Raw genomic sequence first — 16,262 nt, forward strand, 5'->3', positions numbered from 1 at the left:
TCGATTACTTTTAGGGTATATTTTCCCGCTTCTGTTACCTCGCAGGTTGGTTCTGTTGATATAACATTATGTCCATTTGACCAACTATATTTTGAATAGATTTTGTCTGTGCTTAAAATTGTAGTTTTTCCTTTACAAAATTCCAATTTCCCTTTGATTTCTGGATTCAGCTCGGGATACTCTTCTACTTGTACACTTACTGCTCCTTCGCAGTCGTTCTTGTCGATTACTTTTAGGGTATATTTTCCCGCTTCTGTTACCTCGCAGGTTGGTTCTGTTGATATAACATTATGTCCATTTGACCAACTATATTTTGAATAGATTTTGTCTGTGCTTAAAATTGTAGTTTTTCCTTTACAAAATTCCAATTTCCCTTTGATTTCTGGATTCAGCTCGGGATACTCTTCTACTTGTACTGAAGATACTGCATCACATCCTTTTTCATTTTTTATTCTTAACGTATAAGTTCCCGGTTTTGTTACCTCGCAGGTTGGTTCTGTTGATATAATATTCTGTCCATTTGACCAACTATATTTTGAATAGATTTTGTCTGTGCTTAAAATAGTAGTTTTTCCTTTACAAAATTTCAATTTCCCTAAAATCTTAAGAGGTTGGTTAATATCTTTAACTTCAATGGACGCTTTTAGTGAACATTTTTGATTTTTGGAAATATTAGGGGTTACCTTAACAGTATAATAACCTGGGTTTAAAGCATTAATTTTATAACTATTAGCCCCGGAAAGCAAAACATCATTATAATACCATTGAAAGTCTAAACATTCGGCTTGAGAAGATACTGTTGCATATAAAGGAATTTGTTCATTTTCGCATTTATATACTTCTTTATCCAAATTAATTCCATTCATATCCGTTATCTTAACACCTAAATCAAAAGAACCTGCCTCTAAAAATACAGCAGAATCTAATCGACTATCCAAATAATCTGCAATTACGAATTTAAAATGATATTTAACACAAGGTATTACCTTAGCTTTAGCTATAAGAGGGATTGTTCTACCGGTAAAATTCATTTCAAAAGGAAGATAATTACCTGAGGATTTAGGAATACCATAGAGTTCCTTATATGCTCCCGCATAATATTTTATATTTTTATCTAAACAATATATACCTACTTCTGGCCTTATATTTGTAACGCTTACCGGAGTATTATCTGGAAGAACTGCTAGATTTACATAATCGGCATCTCCTACTTTCTTTAAAAGCAGAGCAAATCCATCTGTATAACTACATGGATATGTTGATGTATACTCTGAAGATGCTAATAAGTATTTAAAACTTATTTCATCTTTAAGAGGTATAAAATCGAATTCAATATATGTGGCATCATACATCTTACTAATGCTTATTCCTGGATTCTCAGCTAGTAAAGCCTTTACTAAATCCATGTCACCTCCAGTTCCTAATTGATTGTTCGATGCAACAACTGAAACATTATTTCCAATTGATGAGGCATAGCCAGTAGATAAAAACAAACCCTCTTTAAATGGAAAACCCGTATTTTCTTTATTAAAATATCCATAATTACGTTGCTCATAATTTAAATTGGGAGAAAAAACTACATTTTCTACAATAACACAATCATTATCCACACCTGAAATTAAAACTTTTTTAATCAATTCTTCCATAGAATAGGATGATTGATCATATTTTAAATCATTAACAGAGATAATATTTTGTGATATATAACAATTTACTATAAACATAAATAAAAGAACGTATATCTTTTTCATTACACAAATATAAATAAGTATATTTTAATAATAAAAAAACTATTATTATTTATATTAATAATATAATACTATCTTTATCTATATTAATCTATTTTCTTTTCATATTTTTGCTTTAATATTTTAAACAACTTGAAAAAATTAATAAAGAGTTTATTTATTCTATTATCTCGGCTACCATTTTCTATTCTCTATGGTTTTTCTTCTGTATTATATGTTATTACCTATCATTTTATTTGGTACCGAAAAAAAATTGTAAAGAATAATTTATTAATTGCTTTTCCTGACAAAACTCCAAAAGAAAGAAAACAAATTGAAAAAGATTTTTATAAAAATTTTTCAGATTTCATAGTTGAGCTTATTAAAACATTTTCAATGAAAGGTGAAGACTATGATAAACGAATACAATTTACTAATTTGGAAATCTCAAAACAATGTTTGAATGAAAAGAAAGATGTGATATTACTCATCGGACATATGTTTAACTGGGAGTGGCTAACGGGAATTTCAAACGATTTATATCAAAAAAACACTTATGCGGTATATAAAAAAGTTGCTAGTAATTTTTTTGATCAGGAAGTTCACAAATCCCGTTCACGTTTTGGAGCTATCCCCCTAACTGTAAAAGAAGTAGGAAGAACTATGCTTAAATTACCCAATGACGGTTCGCATATTTTTCTTTTTGTTGCAGATCAAAGTCCTTTTTTAGGTAGAATCCATTATGAATTGAATTTCTTTAATCGTTTAACACCAGCCTTTAACGGTTATGATAAAATTGCTCGAAAAAAAGATTATGCTATCATTTATGTGGATATGGTTAAAATTAAAAGAGGAAAATATGAAGCTCGTTTAAAACGTATTACTCCTGATAAAGAATATTTCAAGGAAAATGAAATCGTTGAAAAATTTTATAAAGAACTTACTCAAAACATAAAAACACACCCAGCCATTTGGCTTTGGTCTCATAAAAGATGGAAATATACCAGCGGAAAAGATTACCAACTGTAGCCATAGTTATTCTTAATTATAATGGAATTACCTGGTTTGAAAAATTTCTCTCCGGAATTATCACTTATAGCTCCGAATCTTCTATTTATATTATCGATAATGCTTCTACAGATGATTCCATTATTTATCTGAATGAACATTTTCCTGATGTGAAAATTATCCATAATCAAAAAAATTATGGATATGCCGGTGGTTATAATGAAGGTTTAAAATCAATATCAGAAGATATTTATTGTTTATTAAATTCAGATGTAGAAGTAACAGAAAACTGGATTTCTCCAATTCTTTCATTATTTAAAGAAGATGCATCCATTGCGGCTATACAACCCAAAATACTTAGTTATAGAGAAAAAAACAAATTTGAATTTGCAGGAGCAGCAGGAGGCTTTATTGATAATTTGGGGTATCCTTTTTGTCGTGGAAGAATTTTTTTCAGCATTGAAAAAGATTCAGGACAATATAATAACAATCAGGAAATTTTTTGGGCAACCGGAGCTTGCCTGTTTATACGAAAAAAAGATTTCTGGGGACAAAAAGGTTTTGACTACGATTTTTTCGCACACATGGAAGAAATTGACTTATGCTGGAGATTAAAAAATGACGGAAGAAAAATTTATTATTGTAGTGAATCTACAGTATATCATTATGGAGGTGGAACTCTAGATCCTTACAACCCCCATAAAACTTATCTAAATTTTAGAAATAATCTTTTGATGTTAATTAAAAATCTTCCTGCCAACAAAGTTCTATGGATATTCTTATTACGTCTTGTATTAGATGGTTTTGCCGGGATCAACTTTATTTTTTCTAATGGGTGGAAGTATTGTTGGGCTGTTATACGTGCTCATTTTTCTGTTTATAAGATGTTACCTAAATATCTAAAAAAAAGAAAAGCCGGATTACCTGATTATTTTGATAAAAAAAATATTGTTTTTCAATATTTTATAAAAAAAAGAACAAAATATACCCACTTAAAATAAAAGCTTAGTAATTTTTTTAACTTTGCAAAACACTTTTTTTCATTAAACTATGGAATTAGCAAGAATGCAGCATTTTGAATACCTAGCACATGAGTATGGTGCTCCACTTTATATTTATGATAGTTCTATTATTCAAAAGCAATATACCCGTTTATTTAAAGCTTTTAGTTCTGTAAAAGATGTTAAACTTAATTATGCCTGCAAAGCAAATACCAATATAAATGTTATAAAATTTATACGTAAGCTTGGATCTGGTTTAGATGCTGTTTCTATACAAGAAATAGAAATAGGACTTAAGGCTGGATTTTCACCTCAGGAGATCATATTCACTCCTAGTGGAGTAAATTTTAATGAGATTAGGCAAGCCACAAAATTAGGAGTAAAAATACATATCGATAATTTCCCATTCCTTAGGAAATTTGCTCAGGAATTTAAAAATTATCCTATTGGAATACGTATTAATCCACATATAAAAGCCGGAGGAAATGAAAATATTTCAACCGGACATGTAAATTCTAAATTTGGAATCTCTATAGAGCAAGTACAAGACATAATAAAATTAACCCAGGAAGTTTCTTTACATATTGAAGGTTTTCATATTCATACAGGATCAGATATTCTAGATATTGATGTATTTTTACAAGGAGCTAAAGTACTCTTTGGTATTGCAGATAAATTTCCCAATCTTACTTATTTAGATTTTGGAAGCGGATTTAAAGTTCCTTATAAACCCGATGATAAACAGACAAACATTGAAAAAATTGGAGAAAAATTAAGTGATCTTTTTAATCAATTTATTGAAAAATATGGCAAGCCTTTGCGCTTAATTTTTGAACCCGGAAAATTTTTAGTAAGTCAGTGTGGTTTCTTTGTGGCTGAAGTAAATGTTGTAAAAGATACCCCATATAGAAGTTTTGCTTTTATAAACAGTGGATTTAATCATTTAATACGCCCAATGTTTTACCATGCATATCATAATATTACTAATATTTCAAACCCTGCCGGAAAAGAACAAATATATGACGTAGTAGGGTATATTTGTGAAACAGATACATTTGCATCTAATAGAAAAATTTCTGAAGTACGAATGGGAGATTTGCTATGTCTAGAAAATGCTGGTGCTTACTGCTTTTCTATGTCATCTAATTACAATTCTCGTTTACTTCCTGCAGAGGTTCTTTTACTTAATGGTAAGGCTCATTTAATAAGAAGAAGAGAAAATTTAGAAGATTTATTATCTACAACTATAGACATTTCCATTTAAAAAAATTTGGAAAAATAAAAAAGGGTTGTATATTTGCAACCGCTTAAGAAACCAATCCCAGAATTAAAGTATGGGAAACCGGAGAAATGGCAGAGTGGTCGATTGCGGCAGTCTTGAAAACTGTTGACTGTAACAGGTCCGGGGGTTCGAATCCCTCTTTCTCCGCAAAATGAAAGCTAATATATTCCATATAAATATATTAGCTTTTTTTGTTTTTATTATTTGCTCGACATTTGCTCAAATGTTTTATATCCTAAGATATTTGAAAAAATTTTAAGAAGTAATTTAAAACTATAATAAAAAATATTATATCTGATAACTTTTATCATTGAATTTAAAAATTAATTAACAGCTTAATTTTTTTCAATAATGGATTAGAAAACCCTACATTCTCCTCTAATTGTATATGGTACTTATCACTTATAATGTAGTATGATATAGCAAATGATAATATAAATGAGATTAAAAAAGGAATACCAATAGTCTTTAAATTAGTTATTACATTGACTATTTTATCATCATAATACAGATATTGCATTAATAAAAAAAATGATAAAAATAATATTGCCCATACTATTCCAATTATAATTTTCTCTTTTAAGTTCACAGCCTTAAATTCATATTTTTTATTATCTTGTTTCATATTATTGAGGCAATCGGGCTAAACTAAACTCACAGGTATTCTCTATATTGTCTGCTACTTCTTCTTTCAGGCTTAGAGTGCCTCTTTCCAAAAGTTAAGTTTCTGTTTCTAATTCTATAATACAACTAAAAAATAATTTATACTCCATAAAAGAATATTTAATCGCAGGCTTCAGCATTTCATTATATTTTGCTGTTAATTCCTGTGACAGTTTTTCTGATAATTTAACTTCTGCTATTTTTTTAATAGTAAGTAAATTTTTATTTTCACTTACTTTATCATATTTGAACTCTAAAGGAATGACTAAAGGGGGTAATAAAGTAGAAGCATATAAAAACTCTTCTTTTTCGAGTTCTTCTACTGGTTTATATTAATATTGGTTAAAACAAAGAAAATTAAATATATTCCTGAATGTTAGGATGGTTAAATTGTTTATCTTCTGCCTGTTCTATGTTTTTTACTGATTCTTTGCTTTTTAGGGAGGCAATAAAAGGAAGTTTAGCAAAATCTTTTTCTTTAAATTCCTTCCATTGTTTTAAAATACTATTTCGATTTAATAATTTTTCTATTTTCCCATTTTCTGATAATTGAAAATAAGCCTTATTCTTAATAAACTCTGTGGCTTTTACGAGTTCAAAGGAATCAGCTAAAGCAGGGGAATAACTTCATATAAGAACTCTTCTAATTCTGTTCTATTATATTTTTCTTCTAAGTTTTGTTCTAATAGATATTGAGTTTTTTGATTGGTATATGAAGTGAGAGTATTATTAACTTTAGTACTGTTAATTTGTTTACATCGGTATCTTGCTTTAGAAGTAAAAACAAATGCATTTAAGGGAATATCTGAATAAGATTGTGTTGAGGTTGTATTATGTTCTTTTCAGGTATAGGAATTTTAATTTTCTGCCCATAAGAAACAAACGTTCCTCCAATAAAACCTTCAAAAGTTTTCATATTGGGATTCAGGGCTTTTATTGCTTCTGGGGTTGTATTATATTTATCAGCAATAGATGAAAGTTTTTCTTCTCCATTTACTGTATGTAATTTGTATTCCATAGCCTTAATAACAAGGCTAATTTAAGATAAATTTTATTTTATTTGAATTTTATTTTTATTGATATAGTTTATTGTTTTATTTTAGTAAACTTCTAAAGAGGTTAATATTGTTAAAGTTATGAGTATAGGGATATCTCTCTTTCCATTTTGACCTTATGGATAAAACTGTATTTTATAATCCAATGATGGATTGATTAAAACCAACCATCCTACACTATCAAATAATTGAATATAGGCTTCATTTCCTGCATTATCTATAAACTTTGTTATCCTGATGGTATTCCAATCAACAGAACTAATACTCATTCCTTAAATTCTTCAATAAAAGGCTTTGACTCCAACAGAATTATATCATTTAATATCGCTGTTGCTGTCAGAGTTAAAAACAAAGGTATGGTTTCCTCGTTGGATAGAAGTTCATTTTCCATCTTCATAAGTAACAAATTTTAATAATCTAGCCTAAAGCTGTTTTGGGCATTTAAAACAGCCTGAATATTTAAAAACAATAATACTAAGAGCTTTCTCATAACTATGTCTGTATTTTAGCTGATTGAATAATCCTATTAATTCATAACATTTTGATTTAGATGAAATAGGAATACCAAAACCATCACTATTATACCCATTTATATCAGAAATACACTTTAGAATATTTGCGTTCAAAAGTCACGGAATGATTTCCGTACTGGTATTTATACTCATAAATTATATTACCTCTGATAATGAAAAAGACGAATTTTCTATATTAATATCTTTAGTTGACTTGTCAAAATAAATAACTGGGGTATTTCGAACGAGTTTATCTGTTCCTGGCAAAACACCATTTTTAAAAAATAAAAGTTTTGATTTTATTAATAGTCAAATCTTTGTTGCTTTGTGAGAATGAAAAATAACTCAATAAGAAAAGCAAAAATAATAATATCTTTTTCATAATCAGTTGTTATTATATGAAGTGTCTTTTGAGAATACTGAACCAGTCCGTATATATTTCATTTTTACTCCATACATATCTACAATATAAAGAGCGTTACCCATTTGTTCTGATAAATCCAACAACACCTGAATATTTTTAACAGGGCAGTCATTGTCTACAGAAACATATTTTGTCATATCTTCTACAGTAGCTCCTGTTAACTCCAAGAACCTTTGTTTGTCGAACCCATGATTGGGTTTAATGTCATACATTACTTTGTCAGATTGATGAACTCGTTGAGAGCAAGAAAATAGAACACCTAATACACTAAAAGTCAAAATGAATTTTATCATAAAAACTAAATTAATTCACCTAATTCCAAAACAATGAGGTTTATAAATGAAGAAGGCGTGGAATTAAGTCTTATTTACATCAGGAGGCTCTGACAAAGCCTATGTTACATAAACAGGATAACCCACGAGCAATCAACTATTTATTTTGTGTTACATTTTTTAAACTGTCAGATTTCCTGTTACAAAATAAAAGCTGTCGCTTCTTTTATTTAAAATTTTCTATCTCAAATATACAATATTTTTTAATTATTAGATTTTTCAGAATTATTCATTTGTAATTTCATCAATGAAATATTTTCTAAAACAAAAGCATATTCTTTTAATTTTTCTTTCTCGCCCAATTGATTTTCAAAATAAGGTCTTTTTAATAGGAATTCCCATATAAATATTAGTAATCCAATAAAAAGCAAAAGCCCAATAATAAGCCTAAGAGTTATACCTAAATTATCTATATTCAAATTACTATACAGATTATAAGTCAATATCCCAATTAGTAAAGTTATTAATAATTTTCCTGCATATTCTACATATTTTTCAAAAATGAGAAAAGGATTTTTTATAGGTTCATTAATGTATTTAATTTATATGTAATTTTTATTAACCCTCCCAATATAGAAGGGGATATATCTTTATAGTCTTTATATATAATAGTCATTCTAATGTCGCTTAGCTCATTTGATTTCCATTTATACCATTGTATAGGAATAGGTAAATTATTATTTTTCAATTCTTTTCTAGCCTGTATTGTTTTAATTATAAAAACATATATTGAAATGGGAATAGAAGGTGCGAACATTAATATATAGGCAATAGAACCTGTACCATAATTGAAAATTAACATTGAATCTCCTAATACAAATAGTATTAGTATAATTATACAGAACTGCAAAATTATTTTACTTTCTTTTAATGAATAAGTTTGAGGTAAAAATAGTTTTTCAAAAGAATATTTTTTTTTGTAAAGGCTAAAATATTGATTAAATGTTTTCATAGTTAAATATTAATGTTTATATTCATTTCCTATTCAAACCCTGTATTTTTCAAAAAATTCGTATTTTACTAACTATTCAGATGTCCACACTAGAGACTTATACAAAGGAACATGCTCTAAATAGTCATTAGGATAATAGAGGCATAAAGATTTATGAAATATAGTATTAGTATAATTATACATAACCGCAAAGATATTTTACTTTCTTTTAATGAATAAGTTTGAGGTAAAAATAGTTTTTCAAAAGAATATTTTTTTTTGTAAAGGCTAAAATATTGATTAAATGTTTTCATAGTTAAATATTATTGTTTATATTCATTTCCTAATCCAAACTCTGTATTTTTCAAAAAATTCGTATTTTACTAACCATTCAGATGTCCAAGCTAAAGACTTATACAAAGGAACATGCTCTAAATAGTCATTAGGATAATAGAGGCATAAAGATTTATTTTTATACATGTGTATTTTCGGGTTATAATCTATTTTTGGATTTGTTATAAAAATCTCTTCAAATCTTCTTCCTAGTAGAGGAGAAAATAAAATTTGTATGTCATAGTATCTTTCACATCCAATTGGTTTTATTCTTCCTTCTCCCTTAAGAAAATATTTTGTTCTATTTCCGATAATTGAAAGATTTAACCAAGAAAAATGTTTTTTTACAATTATTTTTTCAACAAATTTAATTTATAGTTATCCTAAATCAAATTTTTTAATTCTACCTCTATCATCTTTTATTTTTCCAATAAAAAGTCAGTATTTGCATCTTAATTGTCTTGTGGTGTATTTTCTTTAGTCTACCCCCAAACATCTACACTCCTACCATCAGTAAGTCTAATATAAATAGGTAATTCTCTTTCTGCTTTTGAATTTCTTAAAAGGAATTTTACTTTAACCATAATAAAATTGATTGATTTTCAAGTATGTAAATCTACAAAATTTAGATATGCTGAGCAAGAAAAATTTGCACAACAATTATGCAATCTGAGTACTTATTTAAAATAGTTAGAATAAGCATATTTAACACTAAATAAAATGATTATCAATTATTTATAAAATTACTATTTTATTGCATAACACCACATTAATGCAGTCACTCTTTCTCCGCAAAATAAAAGCTAATATATTCCAAATAAATATATTAGCTTTTTTTGTTTTTGCCCTTTGCATGTAATTTGCTCAATAAATTTATACTCTAAGTTATCTATTTACATTTTTCATTTAGCTTGATATATAAATTTTTATATTTTGTCGAAAAAGTGTCATTATAGATAATTTACAACATATTATTTGTGTTTTTTGCACAGGATTCGGCGAGCTTTCTAGCCAATTTAACAACATGATATATTAGATAATTTTTTGAGCCTAATAGTACAAATAATTGAAGTTTCGGATTTATAGCAAAAAAACTTGCGAAACTATACATATAACATTTTTCTATTCCCCAGTTATAAACAAAATATCTCTTTTATATTATTAATTGTATCAGATCAAAACAATATTTTTTCAAGTATTTCTTCTATATAATAAAATGATTAATTATTTCATACTTTTTTGGAAATAATAGATTTAAATGTAGTTTCATTTTTTAATAATATTTATTTGATCGAACTATTTGAACTGAATAAATAATATCTTTATTTCCTTTTTACCTAATTATAATTGAAAAACTTTAATTATTTTTATATTGTATCTACTCATATGGGTTTTGTTAGATTTTAAATTAGTTTTTTATTTTAGATGTACTTTTTTCAATTTCTCTCTATGAAAATCTTACATTCTTTATTAATATCCCTTAATACCATACTCTAAATAAATGATTTATAAATTAAAAATTGATTGTATGGAATACTGTTCTTACTTTAAAAGCTATAATTATTTATTAATACTATTACTGTTTTTTTTAAATAAAAAATCTATTTGTTGCCTTTTTTTATCTTATATTGCATAACAAAAAAATTATATACACATTTGTTATTAAAAAATATAGAGATTAATTAAAAAAAATATACATGAATTTTTTAAACATTGCAGAAAATAGATATACCACAAAAAAGTATAATCCAAACAAAAAAATAACCGAAGAAAAAATTGAAGATCTAAAAAAGATTCTAAGACTTTGCCCATCTTCTATCAATTGTCAGCCATGGAAATTTATTTTCATTTCTGATGAAAAACTGAAAAAACAATTAGCGGAAGTTTCTTACTGGAATGAATATAAAATCAAAGAAGCAAGTCATCTGGTCATTTTTACCGCTATAGATGATATTGCTAAACTGGAAAATCAAATGAAACCTTATTTACCAGAAGGATCTATAACATTTTATAATGAGTTTATAAAAACTCTTCCTGAATCTGGAATCAAATCCTGGATGCAACATCAGGTATATCTTTCTTTAGGCTTTTTCTTAAGTGCTTGTGCCTGTATGAAAATAGATTCTACCCCTATGGAAGGCATCAATAAAGAAAAATATGCAGAAATAGTAAAAACAGGAGAATACAAACCTTTATTTGCAGTTGCTATCGGGTATAGAGATGAAAATGACCATAACCAACCTTCCATATCACCTAAATCCCGATTATCTATTGAAAAGATTATTCAATCCTTATAAAGTAAATGTTCATTGTCTTTTTTTCATACAAAAAAGAAATCAAAGATATTGAAAAAACTTATTGATGCTCACATCCAATTTTTAGACACATTGGTATAAAAATAAAAAATATGGAAGTTTTATACAATGAAGAACTAACTTTGCAAATAAATCCTTTGGGAGCAGAGCTTTGCAGTATAAAAAACAACTTTACTGATGAGGAATATATATGGCAGGCCGACCCTATATTCTGGAAAAGACATGCTCCGATATTATTTCCCATCGTGGGGAGTGTATGGAATGGAGAATACAAGCATAAAGGAATTATTTATAAAATGAAACAACATGGTTTTGCTCGCGATAGAGAGTTTACCTTGCTTCACTCTCAACCAAATGAAATTTGCTTCATTCTGGAAAGCGATCCGCAAACCTTAGCCATATATCCATTCCCTTTTCTGTTAGAAATTACGTATAAACTAGAGGATAAAAAAATTACAGTTCTATGGAAAGTAAAAAATACCGGTGATTCTGAAATTTACTTTCAGATAGGAGCTCATCCTGCCTTTATGTACAAAGATAACAAGCACGAAAAAAATTGTAAAGGATATTTTAACTTTAATGTTAACCATAATCTAAAATATCTCTTGATAAAAGAAAAAGGATGTGTACAAGTATATGATTATCATTCTTTACATTTAGAAGACGGGTTATTACCTATTACCCCTACTCTTTTTGACCATGATGCTCTTATTTTTGAAAATAATCAAGTTTCCCGAATCGATTTACTCTCTCCTAATAAAGAACCTTACATACGCCTTCATTTCGATGCACCTCTAGTAGGACTTTGGTCTCCTTCTGCAAATGCTCCTTTTGTGTGTATAGAACCTTGGTATGGACGTTGCGATCGAATAAATTATACAGGTGAATTTAAAGATAGAGATTGGATGAACCACTTAGCTATAAATAATACATTCTATGCTTCATATACAATTGAGATTGTTTAGATCTTAAATATTATTAAATTAATTGTTTATCTATTTTGGACAGTTTATATGAATTTTATAAACTACTTTTTTTAGCTTAGATTTATATAACATCATTTTTTTCAAGTTAAATAAAATTTTTTTTTTCAAAAAATAAGGTCTTTAACTATTATTTGTATAAAAAATATCATACCGTTTCATAAATTTATTAATTCCATTAAAAAAAAGATTGCTTACTATAAATAAGTTTGACTAAGAAGAAAATTATTTTTAATTTTAAATTTTAAATATTAACAAACTTTATATTTTTAAAAGATTATATAAAAGCAGAAAATACATATTCTTGGCTTTTATTGCTTATTAAATCCTTATAATAAGCATTATTTATTGTGTATTTTTCCAATCCACCTCTCCTATTACTCACGATATAATTTATTCAAAATCATAAATTTACATATAAAAAAGCCCTCATACCTTTATTGAGTATGAGGACCAAAGTCTAAAATGGTTCTTAAGGTTGTTTACTTTAAAGTATAAACTAATGCTGAAAACTAAGAAATGAGACTTTAAACATAAACACAACTTATGATACAAATGTAAAAATTATTTTTACATAAACAAAATAAATTAAGATATTTTATATATATATTTAATATAAAATATTGTAACAAATTAAAATATATTTACTTATATATTTAAAATTTTAATTATAACCAACTTATATAAAACTACATATTTTCAAATCATCAGAATAACTTTATACATTTTTCACTCTCTTAAACTATAGAAATGAAAATAAGATATAAAATAAATTTATTTGTGAAAATTTTTGCTTATTGATAGAATAAATAAAACTCATTCACTTTATTAAATAAAAAATATATTTTACATTCTTTAGAATATAAAGTAAATATTTTTTCTAAAGGAAATTATTACATTCCCTTCATAATTTTTTCTTTCACAAAATTGTGTGAGAAAATTTATATGAGAATAGATAAGAAAATAAAAACTAAGAAAATGAATTTTATTTTTTTATAAATGCATCTTGAATTATGGTGTGAATTAAAGGCATATATTGCGCCATATTTATAATAGAATGCTCATCCTCTAATTGCAAAACGGATATTTCTTCTCCAAAAACTTTTTTATAATGTTCAGGATCCAATACTTTATCATTTAAAGATATTATCAATCTTATATTTTTATTTTTAATAGTTTGAGAAGTTGCTGAAAAAATTTTAACTCTCATTTCTGGTAAGATTTTTTCTTGTTCAACAATTTGTTCTGCGGAAAACACCGGGTTAGTCATCACATATTGTAATTCAGGAATTTGATTAATAATATGCCATGCTAAATTTCCGCCCATGCTGTCTGCCATCAATATTTTTTCTCCGGTATCTTCTTTCAAAATTTTAATTTTGTTTTCTATAAATTTAGGGATGTCCATAAATTCATCCCATTCCCAATTTATGGGTAAATATTCTTTAGAGTCTTTATAAAACTCTTGTAGGCATTTAAATTTTTTTCCTGAAGTTTGATAGCCATGCAGAAAGTATATTTTTTTCATAGATTTATATCCGATTTATTTTATTTAGCTATGTCTTATATATAACATCCAATTATTCGTCGGTGTAGTTATTCAGCTTAATCAAAGGAATAATATTGATAGATTAACTCCTATTTTTCATTATTTCTTTTATTTTAGTATTATGATTATTTACTTTTTCTTCTTTCTTTTTTTCAATTCCTTCAATATTCTTGTGTTATAATTAACTTTGTGAGGAAGAAATTTTAAGCACTCATAAACACTTTTCGACTTTTATTTTTATTTTTCAATTTAAGGAATGATTTACTATAAACCTAATCAATTTTATTAAATTTGTCAATAAATTTACATTCGGAATTTGTTTTCATATACATTAAAGCAAAAGTTCCCGAGATGCAAACACATAATTTATTCAAAACCATATAGTTGTATAAAAAACTTTTTAGTCAGACTCTTATTTATGGACTAAGCAATGTATTAGTCAGAGTATTTCCTTTTTTTCTTACCCCAATGCTTGTAAAAGCTTTTGGACCGGCAAAATACTCTATTTATGCAGATTTTTATTCTGCAGCAGGTATTATTTCTGTATTATTAACTCATGGCATGGAAACTACCTTTTTTCGTTTTTTTCAAAAATATAAAGAGAATAAAGAAAAACAAAATCAGGTTTATTTTACAGCTATGACTTCCGTCTTTATTGTATCTGTTGTCTTTCTGTTTTTAGGTATTTTATTCAAAAAACCATTAGCACTAGCTTTTAAACACCCAGATGAAATAAATTTTTTAATTTGGTTTTTATTTATTCTGGCTGCTGATGCTATGTGTGCTGTACCTTTTGCAAAACTCAGAATTCAAAACAAGGCTATTTATTTTGCTTCATTGAAAATTTTAAATTCAATCCTTATATTTTTACTTTCTGTAATTTTAATTTTCTGGATCCCCAAACAAATTGAAACACAAGGAATAGGCTATTTGTTTTTTACAAAAATTTATAATATTGATTATGGTATAGGTTATGCTTTCGCCGCTAACCTTATTGCAAGTATTTTTACATTTTTTGCTTTGCTTCCTACAATGATAAAAGGAAAATATTCTTTTAATATTCCTTTATGGAAACAAATGCTTATCTATGCATGGCCGGTAACAATTGCCGGATTAGCCGGAATTGTTAATGAGACAATGGACCGCCAATTCCTAAAATATTTACTTCCGGAAGGAGATGCGGATATCCAGATGGGTATTTATAGTGCTGTATATAAAATAGCTACTTTTATTGCTTTATTTAAAACAGCTTATCTTTTAGGAGTAGAGCCTTTTTTCTTTTCACATGCTAGCGATAAAAACTCTGGAAAAACATATGCTACATTAATGAAATATTTTTCTATTTTCAGTGCTTTAATACTGTTATTTTTAGTAGCAAATTTGGACTGGATTGGTCGTTTATATATAGGAAATCCCGAATATTGGGTTGGGCTAAAGGTGGTCCCTATCATTTTAATCGGCTCTACATTTCTGGGCATATATCTTAATCTTTCTATTTGGTATAAGCTTTCTGACAATACTCATTATGGAGCTTTGATTTCCGGAATTGGCGCTCTGATTACTATAATATTAAATTACATAGGTTTAAAGTATACCAACTGGGGATACTGGGCCTGTGCCTGGGCTACTCTTCTTTCTTATCTGGTAATGATGCTGATTTCTTATTTTTGGGGACAAAAAAAATATCCTATTCCATATAATTACAGAAAATTAATTTTTTATATAGGAGGAAGTTCTTTTTTAAGTCTTATTGCTTATTATACTTCCGGCAATCTTTGGTTTAGGATTATCTTAGGAAATTTATTTTTTCTACTTTTTATCTATCTTACTACAAAAATTGAATATAAGGACATGAAAGTATTTAAAGAAAAAATAAAAAAATTTAGATTTAAAAAATAATAAAGGTCTTTTTCGAAGAATATTTATCATTCTGATAAAATTACCTTTGATAGAAAAAAGAATCTAGAAAATAATTTCTACTATATCCTTTCTTCAGCAGATTAACTGAAATTCCTGATTAATATTTAAAGATATGATAAAGATGATTTTTTTGTCAGGTTATGAAAAAATTAAACAAAAAGAATAATTGGTTATCTTTCTAAAAAAAATATTTTAATTTTTTAACTTCTTAATAAAGAATTAGTTGA

15 protein-coding genes and 1 tRNA gene are annotated in these 16,262 nt (G+C 27.0%); 7 read left to right on the forward strand and 9 right to left on the reverse strand.

From position 1 onward, the window contains the following. Window positions 1-1,751, reverse strand: a 1,751-nt coding sequence (locus C4S76_RS09750; RefSeq protein WP_181044103.1) for a choice-of-anchor L domain-containing protein, incomplete at its 3' end; no start/stop codon positions are given. Between the two features lie 129 nt (window positions 1,752-1,880). On the opposite strand from C4S76_RS09750, the gene C4S76_RS09755 reads away from it, so the two are divergent. The 4 genes from C4S76_RS09755 (at window position 1,881) to C4S76_RS09770 (ending at window position 5,165) form a co-directional block, all read left to right on the forward strand. Then, window positions 1,881-2,756 carry a lysophospholipid acyltransferase family protein gene (locus tag C4S76_RS09755; RefSeq protein ID WP_181044104.1) on the forward strand — a complete coding sequence of 292 codons (876 nt, stop codon included), beginning with the start codon at window positions 1,881-1,883 and terminating at the stop codon, window positions 2,754-2,756. Beyond that, the gene (locus tag C4S76_RS09760; RefSeq protein WP_105194286.1) at window positions 2,720-3,736 is read left to right on the forward strand and encodes a glycosyltransferase family 2 protein; all 1,017 of its coding nucleotides are present in this window, start codon (window positions 2,720-2,722) and stop codon (window positions 3,734-3,736) included. The genes C4S76_RS09755 and C4S76_RS09760 overlap by 37 nt, the downstream gene beginning before the upstream one ends. A 49-nt stretch (window positions 3,737-3,785) precedes the next feature. Then, window positions 3,786-5,000, forward strand: coding sequence for a diaminopimelate decarboxylase (lysA, locus tag C4S76_RS09765; RefSeq protein WP_105194287.1), 1,215 nt, complete (start codon window positions 3,786-3,788; stop codon window positions 4,998-5,000). Window positions 5,001-5,080: 80 nt separating this feature from the next. Continuing rightward, window positions 5,081-5,165, forward strand: a tRNA-Ser gene (locus C4S76_RS09770). A gap of 169 nt (window positions 5,166-5,334) precedes the next feature. On the opposite strand, the gene C4S76_RS09775 is transcribed toward C4S76_RS09770, so the two are convergent. From C4S76_RS09775 to C4S76_RS11835, 7 genes are all read right to left on the reverse strand, one after another. Beyond that, on the reverse strand, window positions 5,335-5,643 hold the full coding sequence (locus C4S76_RS09775; RefSeq protein WP_105194288.1) for a hypothetical protein: 309 nt from the start codon (window positions 5,641-5,643) through the stop codon (window positions 5,335-5,337). An 831-nt stretch (window positions 5,644-6,474) separates the two neighbouring features. Continuing rightward, window positions 6,475-6,699 (reverse strand): LysM peptidoglycan-binding domain-containing protein, encoded by a 225-nt coding sequence (locus tag C4S76_RS09785; protein WP_105194290.1) that lies wholly within the window; start codon window positions 6,697-6,699, stop codon window positions 6,475-6,477. A 153-nt stretch (window positions 6,700-6,852) separates the two neighbouring features. After that, window positions 6,853-7,005, reverse strand: coding sequence for a hypothetical protein (locus tag C4S76_RS11830; RefSeq protein WP_181044105.1), 153 nt, complete (start codon window positions 7,003-7,005; stop codon window positions 6,853-6,855). A 627-nt stretch (window positions 7,006-7,632) separates the two neighbouring features. Further along, window positions 7,633-7,965, reverse strand: a complete 333-nt coding sequence (locus C4S76_RS09790; RefSeq protein WP_105194291.1) for a hypothetical protein — start codon at window positions 7,963-7,965, stop codon at window positions 7,633-7,635. A gap of 242 nt (window positions 7,966-8,207) precedes the next feature. Then, a complete protein-coding gene (locus C4S76_RS09795; protein ID WP_146105728.1) occupies window positions 8,208-8,423 on the reverse strand; it encodes a hypothetical protein in 216 nt (71 codons plus the stop codon). A 98-nt stretch (window positions 8,424-8,521) separates the two neighbouring features. Further along, the gene (locus C4S76_RS09800; RefSeq protein WP_105194293.1) at window positions 8,522-8,956 is read right to left on the reverse strand and encodes a hypothetical protein; all 435 of its coding nucleotides are present in this window, start codon (window positions 8,954-8,956) and stop codon (window positions 8,522-8,524) included. A 315-nt stretch (window positions 8,957-9,271) separates the two neighbouring features. Beyond that, window positions 9,272-9,415, reverse strand: coding sequence for a hypothetical protein (locus tag C4S76_RS11835; protein ID WP_181044106.1), 144 nt, complete (start codon window positions 9,413-9,415; stop codon window positions 9,272-9,274). Between the two features lie 1,550 nt (window positions 9,416-10,965). Between C4S76_RS11835 and C4S76_RS09805 the strand changes: the two genes are divergently transcribed. Both C4S76_RS09805 and C4S76_RS09810 read left to right on the forward strand, forming a co-directional pair. Beyond that, a complete protein-coding gene (locus tag C4S76_RS09805) occupies window positions 10,966-11,565 on the forward strand; it encodes an NAD(P)H-dependent oxidoreductase (protein ID WP_105194294.1) in 600 nt (199 codons plus the stop codon). 110 nt (window positions 11,566-11,675) lie between these two features. After that, window positions 11,676-12,548 (forward strand): aldose 1-epimerase family protein, encoded by an 873-nt coding sequence (locus tag C4S76_RS09810; protein ID WP_105194295.1) that lies wholly within the window; start codon window positions 11,676-11,678, stop codon window positions 12,546-12,548. A gap of 1,003 nt (window positions 12,549-13,551) precedes the next feature. Here the strand turns inward: C4S76_RS09810 and C4S76_RS09815 are convergent. Beyond that, a complete protein-coding gene (locus tag C4S76_RS09815) occupies window positions 13,552-14,094 on the reverse strand; it encodes a hypothetical protein (protein WP_105194296.1) in 543 nt (180 codons plus the stop codon). Between the two features lie 405 nt (window positions 14,095-14,499). On the opposite strand from C4S76_RS09815, the gene C4S76_RS09820 reads away from it, so the two are divergent. After that, entirely contained in the window at window positions 14,500-16,014 is a 1,515-nt protein-coding gene (locus tag C4S76_RS09820; RefSeq protein ID WP_105194297.1) for an oligosaccharide flippase family protein, read from the forward strand. Window positions 16,015-16,262 lie beyond the last annotated feature (248 nt).

The sequence above is a fragment of the Apibacter adventoris genome (genome assembly GCF_002964965.1).
Lineage (GTDB): Bacteria > Bacteroidota > Bacteroidia > Flavobacteriales > Weeksellaceae > Apibacter > Apibacter adventoris.

Excerpts from the sequence above, each read along its gene's own strand:
- C4S76_RS11830 (WP_181044105.1), bottom strand. The coding sequence starts at position 7,005 with ATGAGTATTAGTTCTGTTGATTGGAATACCATCAGGATAACAAAGTTT.
- C4S76_RS09810 (WP_105194295.1), top strand. The coding sequence starts at position 11,676 with ATGGAAGTTTTATACAATGAAGAACTAACTTTGCAAATAAATCCTTTG.
- C4S76_RS09800 (WP_105194293.1), bottom strand. The coding sequence starts at position 8,956 with ATGAAAACATTTAATCAATATTTTAGCCTTTACAAAAAAAAATATTCT.
- C4S76_RS09805 (WP_105194294.1), top strand. The coding sequence starts at position 10,966 with ATGAATTTTTTAAACATTGCAGAAAATAGATATACCACAAAAAAGTAT.
- C4S76_RS09790 (WP_105194291.1), bottom strand. The coding sequence starts at position 7,965 with ATGATAAAATTCATTTTGACTTTTAGTGTATTAGGTGTTCTATTTTCT.
- C4S76_RS09815 (WP_105194296.1), bottom strand. The coding sequence starts at position 14,094 with ATGAAAAAAATATACTTTCTGCATGGCTATCAAACTTCAGGAAAAAAA.
- C4S76_RS09785 (WP_105194290.1), bottom strand. The coding sequence starts at position 6,699 with ATGGAATACAAATTACATACAGTAAATGGAGAAGAAAAACTTTCATCT.
- C4S76_RS09775 (WP_105194288.1), bottom strand. The coding sequence starts at position 5,643 with ATGAAACAAGATAATAAAAAATATGAATTTAAGGCTGTGAACTTAAAA.
- C4S76_RS09760 (WP_105194286.1), top strand. The coding sequence starts at position 2,720 with ATGGAAATATACCAGCGGAAAAGATTACCAACTGTAGCCATAGTTATT.
- C4S76_RS11835 (WP_181044106.1), bottom strand. The coding sequence starts at position 9,415 with ATGTATAAAAATAAATCTTTATGCCTCTATTATCCTAATGACTATTTA.
- lysA (WP_105194287.1), top strand. The coding sequence starts at position 3,786 with ATGGAATTAGCAAGAATGCAGCATTTTGAATACCTAGCACATGAGTAT.